The sequence below is a fragment of the Streptomyces sp. NPDC101234 genome, assembly GCF_044767525.1.
Classification (GTDB): domain Bacteria; phylum Actinomycetota; class Actinomycetes; order Streptomycetales; family Streptomycetaceae; genus Streptomyces; species Streptomyces sasae.
Map to the genome: position 1 here is coordinate 17384 of NZ_JBIWOA010000039.1, position 14434 is coordinate 31817.

Annotated in this window: 13 protein-coding genes and 1 pseudogene; 10 read left to right on the top strand and 4 right to left on the bottom strand. The window is 69.9% G+C overall.

Annotated features, from left to right (window positions below; genetic code table 11):
* Positions 1–174: 174 nt before the first annotated feature.
* On the top strand, positions 175–1863 hold the full coding sequence (locus ACIRR9_RS45290; RefSeq protein WP_403764851.1) for an RNA polymerase sigma factor: 1689 nt from the start codon (positions 175–177) through the stop codon (positions 1861–1863).
* Here the strand turns inward: ACIRR9_RS45290 and ACIRR9_RS45295 are convergent.
* Both ACIRR9_RS45295 and ACIRR9_RS45300 read right to left on the bottom strand, forming a co-directional pair.
* Positions 1845–2540, bottom strand: a complete 696-nt coding sequence (locus tag ACIRR9_RS45295; RefSeq protein ID WP_403764853.1) for a glycerophosphodiester phosphodiesterase — start codon at positions 2538–2540, stop codon at positions 1845–1847. The genes ACIRR9_RS45290 and ACIRR9_RS45295 overlap by 19 nt on opposite strands.
* A 44-nt stretch (positions 2541–2584) precedes the next feature.
* Entirely contained in the window at positions 2585–3781 is a 1197-nt protein-coding gene (locus ACIRR9_RS45300; RefSeq protein ID WP_403764855.1) for an adenosine deaminase, read from the bottom strand.
* Between the two features lie 37 nt (positions 3782–3818).
* On the opposite strand from ACIRR9_RS45300, the gene ACIRR9_RS45305 reads away from it, so the two are divergent.
* Entirely contained in the window at positions 3819–4487 is a 669-nt protein-coding gene (locus tag ACIRR9_RS45305) for a DUF4190 domain-containing protein (RefSeq protein WP_403764857.1), read from the top strand.
* Positions 4488–4577: 90 nt separating this feature from the next.
* On the opposite strand, the gene ACIRR9_RS45310 is transcribed toward ACIRR9_RS45305, so the two are convergent.
* Positions 4578–5150, bottom strand: a complete 573-nt coding sequence (locus ACIRR9_RS45310; protein ID WP_403764859.1) for an NADAR family protein — start codon at positions 5148–5150, stop codon at positions 4578–4580.
* A gap of 209 nt (positions 5151–5359) precedes the next feature.
* Here ACIRR9_RS45310 and ACIRR9_RS45315 point away from each other — a divergent pair, with 209 nt between their 5' ends.
* The 8 genes and pseudogenes from ACIRR9_RS45315 to ACIRR9_RS45350 form a co-directional block, all read left to right on the top strand.
* Complete coding sequence (locus tag ACIRR9_RS45315) at positions 5360–6895, top strand: gamma-aminobutyraldehyde dehydrogenase (protein WP_403764861.1); 1536 nt, start codon at positions 5360–5362, stop codon at positions 6893–6895.
* Positions 6896–6947: 52 nt separating this feature from the next.
* A complete protein-coding gene (locus ACIRR9_RS45320) occupies positions 6948–8183 on the top strand; it encodes a PotD/PotF family extracellular solute-binding protein (protein WP_403764863.1) in 1236 nt (411 codons plus the stop codon).
* A gap of 7 nt (positions 8184–8190) precedes the next feature.
* Positions 8191–9336 carry an ABC transporter ATP-binding protein gene (locus ACIRR9_RS45325; RefSeq protein WP_365348624.1) on the top strand — a complete coding sequence of 382 codons (1146 nt, stop codon included), beginning with the start codon at positions 8191–8193 and terminating at the stop codon, positions 9334–9336.
* Positions 9336–10262: an ABC transporter permease gene (locus ACIRR9_RS45330; protein ID WP_123973794.1), complete on the top strand. Its 927-nt coding sequence runs from the start codon at positions 9336–9338 to the stop codon at positions 10260–10262. The genes ACIRR9_RS45325 and ACIRR9_RS45330 overlap by 1 nt, the downstream gene beginning before the upstream one ends.
* The gene (locus tag ACIRR9_RS45335) at positions 10263–11063 is read left to right on the top strand and encodes an ABC transporter permease (protein ID WP_123973793.1); all 801 of its coding nucleotides are present in this window, start codon (positions 10263–10265) and stop codon (positions 11061–11063) included.
* Between the two features lie 32 nt (positions 11064–11095).
* Complete coding sequence (locus ACIRR9_RS45340; RefSeq protein WP_403764866.1) at positions 11096–12523, top strand: NAD(P)/FAD-dependent oxidoreductase; 1428 nt, start codon at positions 11096–11098, stop codon at positions 12521–12523.
* A gap of 125 nt (positions 12524–12648) precedes the next feature.
* Entirely contained in the window at positions 12649–13092 is a 444-nt protein-coding gene (locus ACIRR9_RS45345) for a hypothetical protein (protein WP_403764868.1), read from the top strand.
* A 217-nt stretch (positions 13093–13309) separates the two neighbouring features.
* Positions 13310–13615: pseudogene (locus ACIRR9_RS45350) on the top strand (chitinase); the annotation flags it as partial.
* Here ACIRR9_RS45350 and ACIRR9_RS45355 read toward each other — a convergent pair.
* Positions 13554–14432 (bottom strand): phosphatase PAP2 family protein, encoded by an 879-nt coding sequence (locus tag ACIRR9_RS45355; RefSeq protein WP_403764870.1) that lies wholly within the window; start codon positions 14430–14432, stop codon positions 13554–13556. The pseudogene ACIRR9_RS45350 and the gene ACIRR9_RS45355 overlap by 62 nt on opposite strands.
* Positions 14433–14434: the final 2 nt, after the last annotated feature.

A 14434-nucleotide genomic window follows, 5' to 3' on the forward strand; every position in this document is an offset into this window, starting at 1 on the left:
CACCCATCAACTCGCACTGGAAATCGGTGAGTTGTAGGGGTCCACCCCCTAGGGGGCGGTAGGCGGCGCGGAACTCCGGGGCGAAAAAGTGTTATCCCGGAACCCCTCACTCCGTCTCCACACTGTGATCCCCGACATGGCCCACGCCACCGCCCCTGCTGAGAGGGTGCGGTTATGAGGACGGACGTGCACGTGCCGCGGCAGTGGCATGCCACCATCGCGGCCGCGCAGACGGGCGACCGGCGCGCACTGGACGAACTGGTCGAGGGCTGGCTGCCGCTGGTCTACAACGTCGTCGGCCGCGCCCTCAACGGTCACGCCGACGTCGACGACGTCGTCCAGGAGACCATGCTGCGTGCCGTCGGCAACCTCGGCACCCTCCGCGACCCGGACAGCTTCCGGTCCTGGCTGGTGGCCATCGCCATGCGGCAGATACGGGACCGGGCCCGCCGCAGACAGGAGCGGAAACTGGACGAGACGGTCCCGGACGGGGGTGCCGACTTCGCCGAACTCACCGTGCTGCGACTCCAGTTGGAGGGACAGCGGCGGGAGGTCGCGGAGGCGGTGCGCTGGCTGGACCCCGAGGACCGGCAGCTGGTGTCGCTGTGGTGGCTGGAGGTCTCCGGTGAACTCACCCGGCGCGAGCTGGCGTCGGCCGTCGGCATCAGCCGGCAGCACGCCGCCGTACGCATCCAGCGGATGAAGGAACGGCTGGAGGTCTCGCGCGGCATCGTGCGCGCGCTGGAGGGGGCCTGCCCCGAGCTGCGCGAGCTGACCGCCCGCTGGGACGGGCGGCCCGACTCCGTGTGGCGCAAGCGGCTGGCCCGGCACATCCGGGGCTGCGGCTACTGCGGCGACACCCGCGAATCCGTCGTACCGGCGGACCGGCTGCTGGTCGGGATCGCCCTGGTGCCGGTGCCGGTGGGCTTCACGCTGTCGCTGGCCCTCGGCGGCAAGACGGCGGTGGCGGCCACCGCCGCGACCTCCGCCGGGTGGTCGGCGAAGGTGCTGGGCGCGCTGACCAAACCGGTGGTCGCGGTGACGGCGGGGGCGACGATCGTCGCGGGCGGCGCGTATGTCGTCGTACAGACACCGGGGGATCCGGCACCGCGTACGGCGGTGTCGCCGACGGCGGTGGTCACGAGCGCGGGGCCCGCGGAGCCGGGGCCGACCACCGCCGCACCGTCCCCTTCGACCTCGCCGTCCCGGTCTCCGTCGGCCTCGGCGAGTTCGGGGGTCTACGGCTCGGTCGTCGACGCGGTGGACAAGGCGCCGGACCCGGACACCAGGCCGGGCGCGCTGCCGCACCGGCCGGAGTCCGGGATCACCAGTACGGGCGGTGCGCACGCCGTCATGAACCACCGCGGGGACAGCGTGACACTCAGCGGACAGGGCTATGTACTGGTCCGCTGGCAGATCTCACCGCAGTACCGGGCCGGGAGCCTGGTGATGCCCTCCTGGACCGGGTTGAAGGGGAAGCTCTTCCATGTGGCGTCCGGGGGCGGGCGGCGCATGGACGACCGGGTGAGCACGACGGACACCTCCGCGACGGGGATGGGCAACTCGGCCGTGGGGTACGCGGTGTTGCCGGCCGGGACCCAGCAGATGTGGCAGAACGAGTACTTCTACGTCGACGGAAGCGTCACGCTGACCGTGAACGAGCGGGGAGCCGACTACGGGCTGAGTGTCTTTCCCTCGTCGTGGGACGCGGCGGAGAAGGACGTGCTGTACGGGCCGCCGGACGGGGCCATCCGGTACGGGCTGGTGCGGGACGACGGGAAGGATTCGGCGCCGGTTCCGCAGTACGTGACGCGGAAGACGCCGAGTGACGCCTCGACGGTGCCTCAGCGGTCGGCCGTGTAACCACGCAGCGCGTTCAGCACGTCCACCCTGTTCGTCGTGATCGAGTCGACGCCCGTCTCCAGGAGGCGGCGCATCGAGCGGCGGGTGTCCGGGGTCCAGCACGAGACCAGGTAGCCGCTGCGGTGCACGTGTTCCGTGAGGGCGTGGTCGAGCAGGCTGAAGCGGTAGTTGAGGTAGTGCGGGCGGATCGCGGCCAGCAGTACCGGGCGGGCCGGGGCCAGGGTCGTACGGGTCAGGGCGATCTCGGCGGCCGCGTCGGCCGCCCGTACCGCCAGCATCGACGGGGCGTCCCCCGTGTAGTACACGCGGTCCGTCGCACCGCACTCCCGGGCCACGGCCACGATCCTGGCCACCGCCCGCTCGCTCGGGGCGCCGGGCAGGTCGATCATCACCCGGCCGCCCTCCGTCGCCGCGAGCGCCTCGGCGAGCGTCGGGACACCGCCCTCCGTCAGCCCGCGCACCTCGTCGGCCGACAGCGCGGTCAACGGGCGGTCGTGCCTCCACAACCGCTTCAGCGTGCCGTCGTGCAGCAGGACGGGGACGCCGTCACGGGTGAGGCGTACGTCGGTCTCCACCGCGTCCGCGCCCAGTCGGAGCGCGGAACGCAGGGAGTCGAGCGTGTTCTCGCGGAAGCGGTAGGGGTCGCCACGGTGGGCCACGGCGGTCACGGTCTGCATGAGCCCATGTTCTCAGGGGCGGGCAGGGGCGCGGGCAGGGGTTTTCAGGGGGCGAGCCACGCCTTGGTGTAGGCGTCGATCTCGGCCGAGATCCGGGCCTTGCCCGACTGGTCCAGGAACGACGCCTCCACCGCGTTCCTGGCGAGGTCGGCGATGCCGCGCTCGTCGAGGCCGAGGAGGCGGGCGGCGACCGCGTACTCGCCGTCGAGGTCGGTGCCGAACATCGGCGGGTCGTCGGAGTTGATCGTGACCAGGACACCGGCGTCCACGAAGTCCTTGATCGGGTGCTCTTCGAGGGTGCGGACCGCGCGGGTGGCGATGTTGGAGGTCGGGCACACCTCCAGCGCGATGCGGTGCTCGGCGAGGTGCGCCAGGAGCTTCGGGTCCTGGGCGGAGCTGGTGCCGTGGCCGATGCGCTCGGCACGCAGCTCGACGAGGGCGTCCCAGACCGTGCCGGGGCCCGTGGTCTCACCGGCGTGCGGGACGGAGTGCAGGCCGGCCGCGATCGCTCGGTCGAAGTACGGCTTGAACTGCGGCCGGGGCACGCCGATCTCGGGGCCGCCGAGACCGAAGGAGACGAGACCCTCCGGGCGGATCCGGTCGTCGGTCGCCAGCCGTACCGTCTCCTCGGCGGCCTCCAGACCCGCCTCGCCGGGGATGTCGAAGCACCAGCGCAGCACCGTGCCGAACTCGGCCTCCGCCGCCTTCCGCGCGTCCTCGATCGCGTCCATGAAGGCCCGCGCGTCGATCCCGCGCCGGGTGGACGAGAAGGGGGTGATCGTCAGCTCGGCGTAGCGCACCTGCTGGCGGGCCAGGTCGCGGGCCACCTCGTAGGTGAGCAGCCGGACGTCCTCGGGCGTGCGGATCAGGTCGACGACCGACAGATAGACGTCGATGAAGTGCGCGAAGTCCGTGAACGTGAAGTAGTCGGCCAGCGCCTCGGGGTCGCTGGGGACCTTGGAGTCGGGGTGCCGGGCGGCCAGTTCCGACACAATACGGGGGGAGGCGGAGCCGACGTGGTGGACGTGCAGTTCGGCCTTGGGCAGCCCGGCGATGAAGGGGTGCACATCACGCAGGGCGGCGGGAACGGTATGGCGGTCGGTCAAGGGTTCCTCCCCGGAACGGCGCGGGCCGCCTACGGCGGGGTACGGCCGTGGGGTCCTGCGCGGTGATCGGCTGATCGGTGACTCGGGGTCATCGTAGGCCGGGCCGGGATGCGGCGGGGGGCCGGGCCTTAGCATGACGGCGGCATACGCGCAGGAGAGGGGACATCGCACGATGGCTGACGAGGTGCCGCAGGCTCCGAAGACACGGCTGGAGAAGGGGGCGGACGCGGGTCCCGGGGACGGCCTCGGAGACAGGCCCGGGGACGGGCCGGCGGGGGACGGCGTCGCCGACGCGCCGCCGCCGGGGTGGGTCAACCCCTACGCCGCGCCGTCCGGCACACCTACGGCTCCGCCGGCGAACCCCTTCGCCGCGCCGAACCCCTACGCACCGCCCGCGCCGCAGCAGGGTGCGGCCGTGCCTCCGCCGCCGACAGCCCCGGACGGGCCCGGGCAGGTTCCCTACGGCTATCCCGGCGCCCCCGCCCCCGTCGCTCCCGGCCCCGGTTACGGCTATCCCGGCCAACCGCTGCCCTCCTACCCGGGCGGGCCCGCGGGCTACGGCGGCTGGCCCGGGATGCAGCCGATGCCCAACAACGGGCTCGGCACCGCCAGCCTGGTCACCGGGATCATCAGCGCGATCGGGTTCTGCCTGGTGCCGGTCTCGCTGGTGATGGGGGTGCTGGCGATCGTCTTCGGTTCCATCGGGCGGGCCCGGGTGGGGCGGGGCGAGGCCACGAACGGGGGGCAGGCGCTGGCGGGGATCATCTGTGGGTCGGCGGGGCTGGTGATCTCCGGCGGGTTCGTCGCGCTGCTGGTGCTGGCTGCGAGGCACGGAGGATAAGGAAAGGAACGGTCGTGGTTCGGGCGCGGGCTGGTGGGGGCTGGTCGCGCCCACGCGGCGGAGCCGCATATCGATACAGCCCCGCGCCCCTTAGGCGGGACCAGTTCTGTCGGTCAGCAACTGCTCCCTTGCCTCCATCAACGCGAACCCCAAGAGGTTCAGCCCCCTCCACTTCTCCGGGTCCTCGGCTCTCTCGTCACTCGCCGCCAGCCCGATCCCCCACACCCTGTCCACCGGGCTCGCCTCCACCAGGACCCGGCTCCGCGTCCCCAGCAGAAAGTCCCGCAGCTGCTCGTCGGCCGCGAACTTGTGCACGCTGCCCTCGGTCACGATGCCGAAGCGCTCCCGCTGCCATATCGCCTCGTCGAAGCCCCGGACGAGTCGGCCCGCCTTCTTCGCCTCGGCCGGATGCGCCGCCGCCAGGACCCGGCGCTCCGCCTCCGCGTCTTCGAAAAGCCTCGCCTTCGCCGCCATCATCCAGTGCTCGGCGGTCGCGTATTCGACACCTTCGACCACGAAGCGTGACGGCCACCACTGGCTCAGACAGCTCGCCGAGACCCGGCCGTCCGGTCGCGGGCGGTGTCCCCAGAAGTGCAGGTACTTGATCCCGGCCCCCGCCCGGACCGCCCTGATCAGGGCCTCCGCGGAATCGATCCTCGTCATGCATGCCACTGTGGCACGCACCACTGACACTCCGTCCCGCCTTTTCCTCCCCGACTCGACACCTGGTCGACAGATTCCGTCGCGTAACCAAAAGGCAACAACGGAATCACTTGTTGGACTCCCCTTGCTCTGTCAGGATCGGCAGTCAAATCGAGCTGGAGCTACGCCACCCGCCTCTCGGGACGGGGTGACGGCGGAGGAGAAGCGACATGGACAAGCCGGGCACCGCCACCCCGGAGACCTTCCCCGCGCAGGAGCGGCTCGCGGGCGGCGCGCAGTACATCGGGGGACGGCTCACCAAGGGCACGTCCGGCCGTACGCACGCCGTCGTCGACCCGGCCACCGGCGCGGAGGTGTACACCTACGAGCTGGCCGGGACCGACGACGTCGACGCGGCCGTAGCGGCGGCCCGCACGGCTTTCCCGGGCTGGGCCGGGGCCACCCCCGGCGAGCGGTCCGACGCGCTGCACCGGTTCGCCGCCGTGCTCGCCGACCGCGCCGAGGAATTCGCCCGTGCCGAGTCCCTCCAGTGCGGCAAGCCGCTGAAGCTGACGCGCGAGTTCGACGTGCCGGGGACCATCGACAACACCGCGTTCTTCGCCGGTGCCGCCCGGCACCTGCAGGGGCAGGCGGCCGGTGAGTACTCCGGCGACCACACCTCGTACGTCCGCCGCGAGGCCATCGGTGTCGTCGGTTCCATCGCGCCCTGGAACTATCCGCTCCAGATGGCCGCCTGGAAGATCCTCCCGGCGATCGCCGCCGGCAACACCATCGTGCTCAAGCCGGCCGAGCTGACCCCGCTCACCTCGCTGCTCTTCGCCGAGGCCGCCACCTACGCCGGTATCCCCGACGGTGTCATCAACGTCGTCACCGGGACGGGGAAGGTGGCCGGTGAGCATCTCGTCGGGCATCCCGACGTGGCGATGACGTCCTTCACCGGCTCCACCGGGGTGGGAAAGCGCGTCGCCGAGATCGCGACGGCGACCGTGAAGCGGCTGCATCTGGAGCTCGGCGGCAAGGCGCCGTTCGTGGTCTTCGACGACGCCGATCTGGAGGCCGCGGTGAACGGCGCCGTCGCGGGCGCGCTGATCAACACCGGGCAGGACTGCACCGCCGCCACGCGCGCGTACGTGCAGCGCCCGCTCTACGACGCCTTCGTCGAGCGGACGGCCGCCCTGATGGAGACCGTGCGGCTGGGAGACCCGTTCGCTCCCGGTACCGACCTCGGGCCGCTGATCTCGCACACCCAGCGGGACCGGGTCGCCGCCTTCGTCGAGCGGGCGCGTGGCTACGCGCGCGTGGTGACCGGCGGGGAGGCTCCCGAAGGGGAGCTGAAGGACGGTGCGTACTACCGGCCGACCCTGGTCGCCGACGCGCCGCAGGACAGCGAGATCGTCCAGTCCGAGATCTTCGGGCCGGTGCTGGTCGTTCTCCCGTTCGACAGTGATGATGAGGGCATCCGGCTGGCCAACGACACGCCCTACGGTCTGGCCGCCTCCGCGTGGACGGGCGGCGTCTACCGGGCCAACCGCGCGACGCGTGAGATCAAGGCGGGGTGTGTGTGGGTCAACGACCACATCCCGATCATCAGCGAGATGCCGCACGGCGGCTACAAGGCGTCCGGCTTCGGCAAGGACATGTCGGCGTACTCGTTCGAGGAGTACACCCAGGTCAAGCACGTAATGTTCGATAATACGGCGGTGGCGCGGAAGGACTGGCACCGCACGATCTTCGGGGACCGATAGTCAGATCTTCGGCCGCTCATCACGGCCATCTTCCCGAAAGGGCATCTAGCGCATGAGGCAGTATGAGCCCGACCGCCCTACCCCGGTCGAAGTGGCCGCCATGCGGCGCAGTCTCCGCAACGGCCGGGCCGCCCTGGCCCGCCGGTCGTTCCTGGGCGGCGCGCTCGCGGTGGGCGGCGTCGGGGCGCTGAGCGCCTGCGGCATCCCCGCGGCCGGCAAGTCCCAGGGCGGGGTCTCCGCCGACGACCACTCGGCCACGGAGAAGGTCGTCAACTTCTCCAACTGGCCCGAGTACATCGACGTCGACGACAGCGGGAAGATCCACCCCACGCTGGACGCGTTCCGCAAGCGGACCGGCATCACGGTCAAGTACACCGAGGACATCAACGACAACGACGAGTTCTTCGGCAAGATCCAGCCGCAGCTCGCCGCCGGCCAGGACACCGGCCGTGACCTGATCGTCCTCACCGACTGGCTGGCCGCCCGCATGATCCGGCTCGGCTACGTCCAGAAACTGGACGCCGCCAACCTGCCGCACGCCTTCGCCAACCTGTCGGAGCAGTTCCGCAGCCCCGACTGGGACCCGGGCCGCGCCTACTCGTACCCCTGGCAGGGCATCTCGACCGTCGTCGCCTTCAACAAGAAGGCCCTGAACGGCGTCGAGGTGAAGTCGGTCTCCGACCTGCTCGACAACCCCGCGCTCAAGGGCCGGGTCGGCCTGCTCACGGAGATGCGGGACACCGTCGGCATGACCATGCTCGACATGGGCATCGACCCGGCGAAGTTCACCGACGACAACTACGACGCGGTGATCGCGCGGCTGCAGAAGGCCGTCGACAAGGGGCAGATCCGCCGCTTCACCGGCAACGACTACACCTCGGACCTCAGCAAGGGCGACCTGGCCGCCTGTGTCGCCTGGGGCGGCGACATCGTGCAGCTCCAGGCCGACAACCCGGATGTCGCCTACGTCATCCCGGACAGCGGCTACATGACGTCGACCGACAACATGCTGATCCCGAACAAGGCGCGCCACAAGACGAACGCCGAGCGGCTCATCGACTACTACTACGAGCCCGAGCCGGCCGCGGAACTCTCCGCCTACGTCAACTACGTCAGCCCGGTCGGGGACGTACAGCCTTACCTTGCCAAGATCGACAAGTCGGCGGCGAGCAACCCGCTGATCGTTCCCGACAAGGCCATGCAGGCCAAGTCCCATGCCTTCCGCGCCCTGAGCTCGAAGGAAGAGACGGCCTACCAGCAGAAGTTCGCGAAGCTCACAGGGGCGTGACGACACCATGACGACAGACAGCAGCGGCGACGTCCGCCTCACCGGCATCGGCAAGACCTACGACAACGGCTTCACCGCCGTACAGCCGATGGACCTGACCGTGCCGCAGGGCTCCTTCTTCGCCCTCCTCGGTGCCTCGGGCTGCGGCAAGACCACCACCCTGCGCATGATCGCGGGCCTGGAGGAGCCGACCACCGGCACCGTGCACCTCGGCGACCAGGACGTCACCCATCTGCCGCCGTACAAGAGGCCGGTGAACACGGTCTTCCAGTCGTACGCCCTCTTCCCACACCTCGACATCTTCGAGAACGTCGCCTTCGGTCTGCGCCGGCGCGGCATCAAGAGCGTCAAGAAGCAGGTCGAGGACATGCTGGAACTGGTCCAGCTCGGCGAGCAGGCCCGCAAGAAACCGCACCAGCTCTCCGGCGGCCAGCAGCAGCGGGTCGCGGTGGCCCGCGCGCTCATCAACCACCCCAAGGTGCTGCTCCTCGACGAGCCGCTCGGCGCCCTCGACCTCAAGCTGCGCCGCCAGATGCAGCTGGAGCTCAAGCGGATCCAGACCGAGGTCGGCATCACCTTCGTGCATGTCACGCACGACCAGGAGGAGGCCATGACCATGGCCGACACGGTCGCCGTGATGAACGCGGGGCGCGTGGAGCAGCTCGGCTCGCCCGCCGATCTCTACGAGAACCCGAACACGACCTTCGTGGCGAACTTCCTCGGCACCTCGAACCTGATCGAGGCCGAGGTCGACACGAAGAGCGGCGACGACATCATCCTCAAGGCCGGCGGCGGGAAGCTGGTGCTGCCCGAGGCGCGATGTTCGGCGCCGACCACGACCGGCGGCAAGGTGCTGGTCGGGGTCCGCCCCGAGAAGATCTCCCTCACCCACGCCGACGACGCGGGCTCCATCCCCGAGGGCCGCAACCGGATCACCGGCAAGGTCGCGGACGCCAGTTTCATCGGCGTCTCCACGCAGTACGTCATCGACAGCGCGGTCTGCCCCGAGTTCGCGGTGTACGTGCAGAACATCGAGCGCGACGGACGGCTCGTCCCCGGTGCCGACGTCGTCCTGCACTGGAGCCCGGCCCACACCTTCGGTCTCGACGCCGCCCAGGACATCGACGCCGGCACCGAGGAGGAGGCCGCCTGATGGCCACGCTGACGGAAGCGCCGCCGCCCCTGGCGCCGGCCCCCGAGAAGAAGCCGGCGCGGAAGCGCGGCCGGTTCACGCCGTACTGGCTGCTGCTGCCCGGCATCCTGTGGCTGATCATCTTCTTCGCGCTGCCGATGATCTACCAGGCGTCCACGTCGGTCCAGACGGGCTCCCTGGAAGAGGGCTACAAGGTCACCTGGCACTTCGCGACCTACTGGGACGCGCTGAGCGAGTACTGGCCGCAGTTCCTGCGGTCCGTCTTCTACGCGGCCGCGGCCACGGTCCTGTGCCTGCTGCTCGGCTACCCGCTGGCGTACCTCATCGCCTTCCGCGCGGGGCGCTGGCGGAACCTGATCATGATCCTGGTGATCGCGCCGTTCTTCACCAGCTTCCTGATCCGCACCCTGGCCTGGAAGACGATCCTCGCCGACAACGGCCCGGTCGTGCACGTCCTGAACTCACTGCACATCCTGAGCCTCACCGACTTCCTCGGCTGGACGGCCGGCGACCGGGTGCTCGCCACCCCGCTCGCGGTGGTGTGCGGTCTGACGTACAACTTCCTGCCGTTCATGATCCTGCCGCTCTACACCTCGCTGGAGCGCATCGACGGACGGCTCCACGAGGCGGCCGGCGACCTGTACGCCAAGCCGTGGACGACGTTCCGCAAGGTCACCTTCCCGCTGTCGATGCCGGGCGTGGTCTCCGGCACGCTGCTGACCTTCATCCCGGCAGCCGGTGACTACGTCAACGCCGAACTCCTCGGCTCGACCGACACCCGCATGATCGGAAACGTGATCCAGACGCAGTTCCTGCGGATCCTGGACTACCCGACGGCGGCCGCGCTGTCCTTCATCCTCATGGCCGCGATCCTCGCCATGGTCACGATCTACATTCGCCGGTCCGGGACGGAGGATCTGGTCTAAATGCCCTTCGTCAACTGGCTCAAGAAGAATCTCGTCGTCATCGCGGGACTGCTGACCCTCGGATATCTCCTGCTTCCGAACGTCATTGTCACGGTGTTCTCCTTCAACAAACCGAAGGGGCGCTTCAACTACGAATGGCAGCAGTTCTCGCTCGACGCCTGGAAACAGCCGTGCGGGGTCGCCGACATGTGCGGCTCGCTCTCCATCAGCCTCCGGATCGCCGCCCTCGCGACGATCGGGGCCACCGTCCTCGGCACGATGATCGCCTTCGCGCTGGTCCGCTACCGCTTCCGGGCGCGCGGCGCCGTGAACTCGCTGATCTTCCTGCCGATGGCCATGCCCGAGGTCGTGATGGCGGCCTCGCTGCTCACCCTGTTCCTCAACATGGGCGCCCAGCTGGGCTTCTACACCATTCTGATCGCCCACATCATGTTCTGCCTCAGCTTCGTCGTCACCGCGGTCAAGGCGCGTGTGATGTCGATGGACCCGCGCCTGGAGGAGGCGGCCCGGGACCTCTACGCCGGACCGGTGCAGACGTTCGTCAGGGTCACCCTCCCCATCGCGGCCCCCGGAATCGCGGCGGGTGCGCTGCTGTCCTTCGCGCTCTCCTTCGACGATTTCATCATCACCAATTTCAACGCGGGCTCCACCGTCACCTTCCCCATGTTCGTCTGGGGTTCGGCACAGCGCGGTACGCCCGTTCAGATCAACGTCATCGGTACGGCCATGTTCCTGGTCGCCGTACTGTTCGTGCTGGCGTCGATGCTCATCAACAACCGCCGCAACAGGCAAAAGGCATAACCCTTAATTGACTCTGTAGGGAGTTGAAAATCATGGCCCCAAGCGCCATGAGCCGTCAGGCAGATTGGACCAAGTCACTTTCCGAAGCACAGCCGGTGCCGTACTGGCTGGAAGACCCCGGCAAGCCCCACCCCGAGCCCGCGCTCACCGGCGCCGACACCTGCGACCTGCTGGTCGTCGGCGGCGGGTACAGCGGACTGTGGACCGCGCTCAACGCCAAGGAGCGCGACCCCGGGCGCGATGTGGTCCTGCTGGAAGGCCATGAGGTGGGCTGGGCCGCCTCGGGCCGCAACGGCGGCTTCTGCGCCGCCTCCCTCACCCACGGGCTGCCCAACGGGCTCGCCCGCTGGCCCGACGAGATCCACACACTCCAGGAGCTGGGCCGGCGCAACCTCGACGAGATCGAGGCCGCCGTCACCCGGCACGGCATCGACTGCGAGTTCGAGCGCACCGGCGAGATCGACGTCGCCACCGAGACCTACCAGGCCTGGGAACTCCGCGACTGGCACAAGCAACTGGAGCAGAAGGGCCTCGCGGACGGCATCGAGTTCCTCGACGCCGACGAGGTGCGCGCGCAGGTCGCCTCGCCCACCTTCGAGGCCGGCCTGTGGGACCGGCGGGGCGTGGCCATGCTCAACCCGGCCAGGCTCGCCTGGGGTCTCAAGCAGGCCTGCCTCGCACTCGGCGTCCGCGTGTACGAGCACACGCCCGCCCTCGACCTGAAGGCGTACGGCGCCGGCATGGCCGTACGCACCCCGTACGGCTCGGTCCGCGCCCGCCGGGTCGCGCTCTGCACCAACATCTTCCCGAGCCTGCTCAAGCGGGTCCGCGCCTACACCGTCCCGGTCTACGACTACGCCCTGATGACCGAGCCGCTCACCGCCGAGCAGCTCGGCGCGATCGGCTGGAAGAACCGGCAGGGCCTCGGCGACTCCGCCAACCAGTTCCACTACTTCCGCCTCTCCGCCGACAACCGCATCCTCTGGGGCGGCTACGACGCGATCCACCACTACGGCGGCCGGGTGCGCCGTGAGTACGACGACCGCCCGGAGACCTACGCCAAGCTCGCCGGGCACTTCTTCAGCTGCTTCCCGCAGCTGGAGGGCGTCCGCTTCACGCACGCCTGGGGCGGCGCGATCGACACCTGCTCCCGTTTCTCGGCGTTCTTCGGCACCGCGCACCAGGGGAAGGTGGCGTACGCGGCGGGCTACACCGGCCTCGGTGTCGGCGCGACGCGATTCGGCGCCGACGTGATGCTGGACCTGCTGTCGGGGGAGGAGACCGAGCGCACCCGCCTGGAGATGGTCCGCAAGAAACCGCTGCCGTTCCCGCCCGAGCCGTTCGCCTGGACGGGCATCGCCCTCACCAAGTGGTCGCTGGCCCGCGCGGACGCGCATGGCGGGCACCGGAACCTGTGGCTCAGGGCGATGGACCGGCTGGGACTGGGTTTCGACAGCTGACCTTCTGATATGTGACCCAGGTCACTTCAAAAGCCTGCCGAAAGCCGCGTAATGCTCGCGGAGGACCTCCCTCTCTCCCCGTGGCGCGATATCCGCGTCCGCGTGTGAGCTGGGGAGGTCCTCTGATGACTGGGGCGAAGACGGCGGTCGAGTGGCTGGCATCCGTCGCACCGGATCCCGAGTCCTGTCGCCGGGAATGGGAGCGCAACCCCCTGGGGATCGCGCTGCTGCCCGCGGGCAGGGCCTGGGACGTGCTGATCCTGCCGGGCGAACTCGGCTGTCCCACCCTCGACGTGCTCACCCGCGTCCTCGATCAGCCGGGGCCTGTCCTGGTCGACTTCGGGGACAACCGGGTGGGCTTCTTCGTGCCGCCCGGAACGGCCGCGCGGTGGCTCGGTACGGGGATCCGCACGGCGGGGGCCGGGACCTGGATCGTCGTGCCGTATCCCGGGCGGGCGAGCCGGGGGATGCGGTGGCTGGTGGCGCCGGACGGGTCCGGGACGTTGACGGATCCGGCGCTGTTGGAACTGGCCATGCATGAGGCGGCGGCGGGGTTGGCCGACGACTAGGCGCCGTTCGTGCGTGGGTCGTCGGTCGGCTGCGGATTCGTCGTGGCTGGTCGCGCAGTTCCTCCCCCAGCCTTCGGCCGGGGGTACCCCCAGCGCCCCTTCGGGGTGCTTTGCCGCAGATCTTGACAAGTTGATTGGTCTGGACCAAATTGAGCGCGCTCCCACCCTCCAATTCCCCCACGTCCGGAGGTCCTTGTGGTTCGCGCAAGGATGTCAAATCGCGATGACCGACATGCTGCTGACCGGCTTCCCGGTGGCGGGCGACGCCGACAACGTCTTCCCGGCGCTCCGTCCCGACCAGGTGGCGATCGGCATGCCGGCGTCGACCGACGCGGGCAACGGCTATGTGGCCCCGTCCGAGGTCACCGAGGCCCTGGACTGTCTGACGAAGAAGACGAACTGCGGGTCGTACGGCACGCACGGCACCTGGCCGGCGCTGCGAGGCCTGATGACCTGGTCGGTCAACTGGGACCGGTACTCGAACTGGGAGTTCCAGAAGAACTTCGACGCGTACTTCGGCTGAGCAGCAGTCTCAGCGCCGTCAGCAGGACGGTGGCCAGGCACCAGCTGGCCACCACGTCCAGCGGCCAGTGCCAGCCCCGCCGGACCAGGCCGTAGGAGACGCCCAGGACCAGGGCCGCGCAGATCCCGACGGCCAGCCGGCGGGCCCGCGCGGAGGCCAGCCAGGGGAGGAGGACCAGGGTCGACGAGCCGTACGCGATCGCTGCGGTGGCCGTGTGCCCGGAGGGGAAGTAGCCGACCGCCGGGGGTACCACGGGGGTTCCCGGGCGGGCGGTCCAGTCCTTGAGCGGCACGATGATCGCGGGGACCAGGGCCATCAGGACGGCGGCGGCCGTGGGCGGCAGCCACCAGCGGTCTGTACCGGTGGCACGCCCGCGCCAGGCGACGTAGCCGATGACGGCCACCAGGACCGGGATGGCGACCTGCACGTTCCCGAGGTCGGAGAGGCCGGAGGAGAACCGGTCCGGATGGACGAGTGCGCTGCTCAGACGGCTGTCCAGGCGGAGCAGCGGGCCATGGGCGACGACCTGCCAGGTGATCAGCGCGAAGAGGAGGGCCGGCAGGCCCAGGAGTCCCAGGAGGGGAAAGAGGAGGAAGGAGGTCGGCCGCCCCGGAACAGGGGGGGTGGTTCCGAGGCGGCCGTCCGGATCGGAACGCCGCGCGCCCCGGGGGGTTTGGGGCGGGCGACCGTCCGATCGGTGAGGAGATCCGGAGCCGGAGGCCCCGGTTGTGTGCGCGAGGGCACGACCAGGTCGAAGCTGGGGAGGCCCCGGCCTGAAATCGCCCACAGTCCCCTGTGGGCGGGGTGTATCTCTCATCT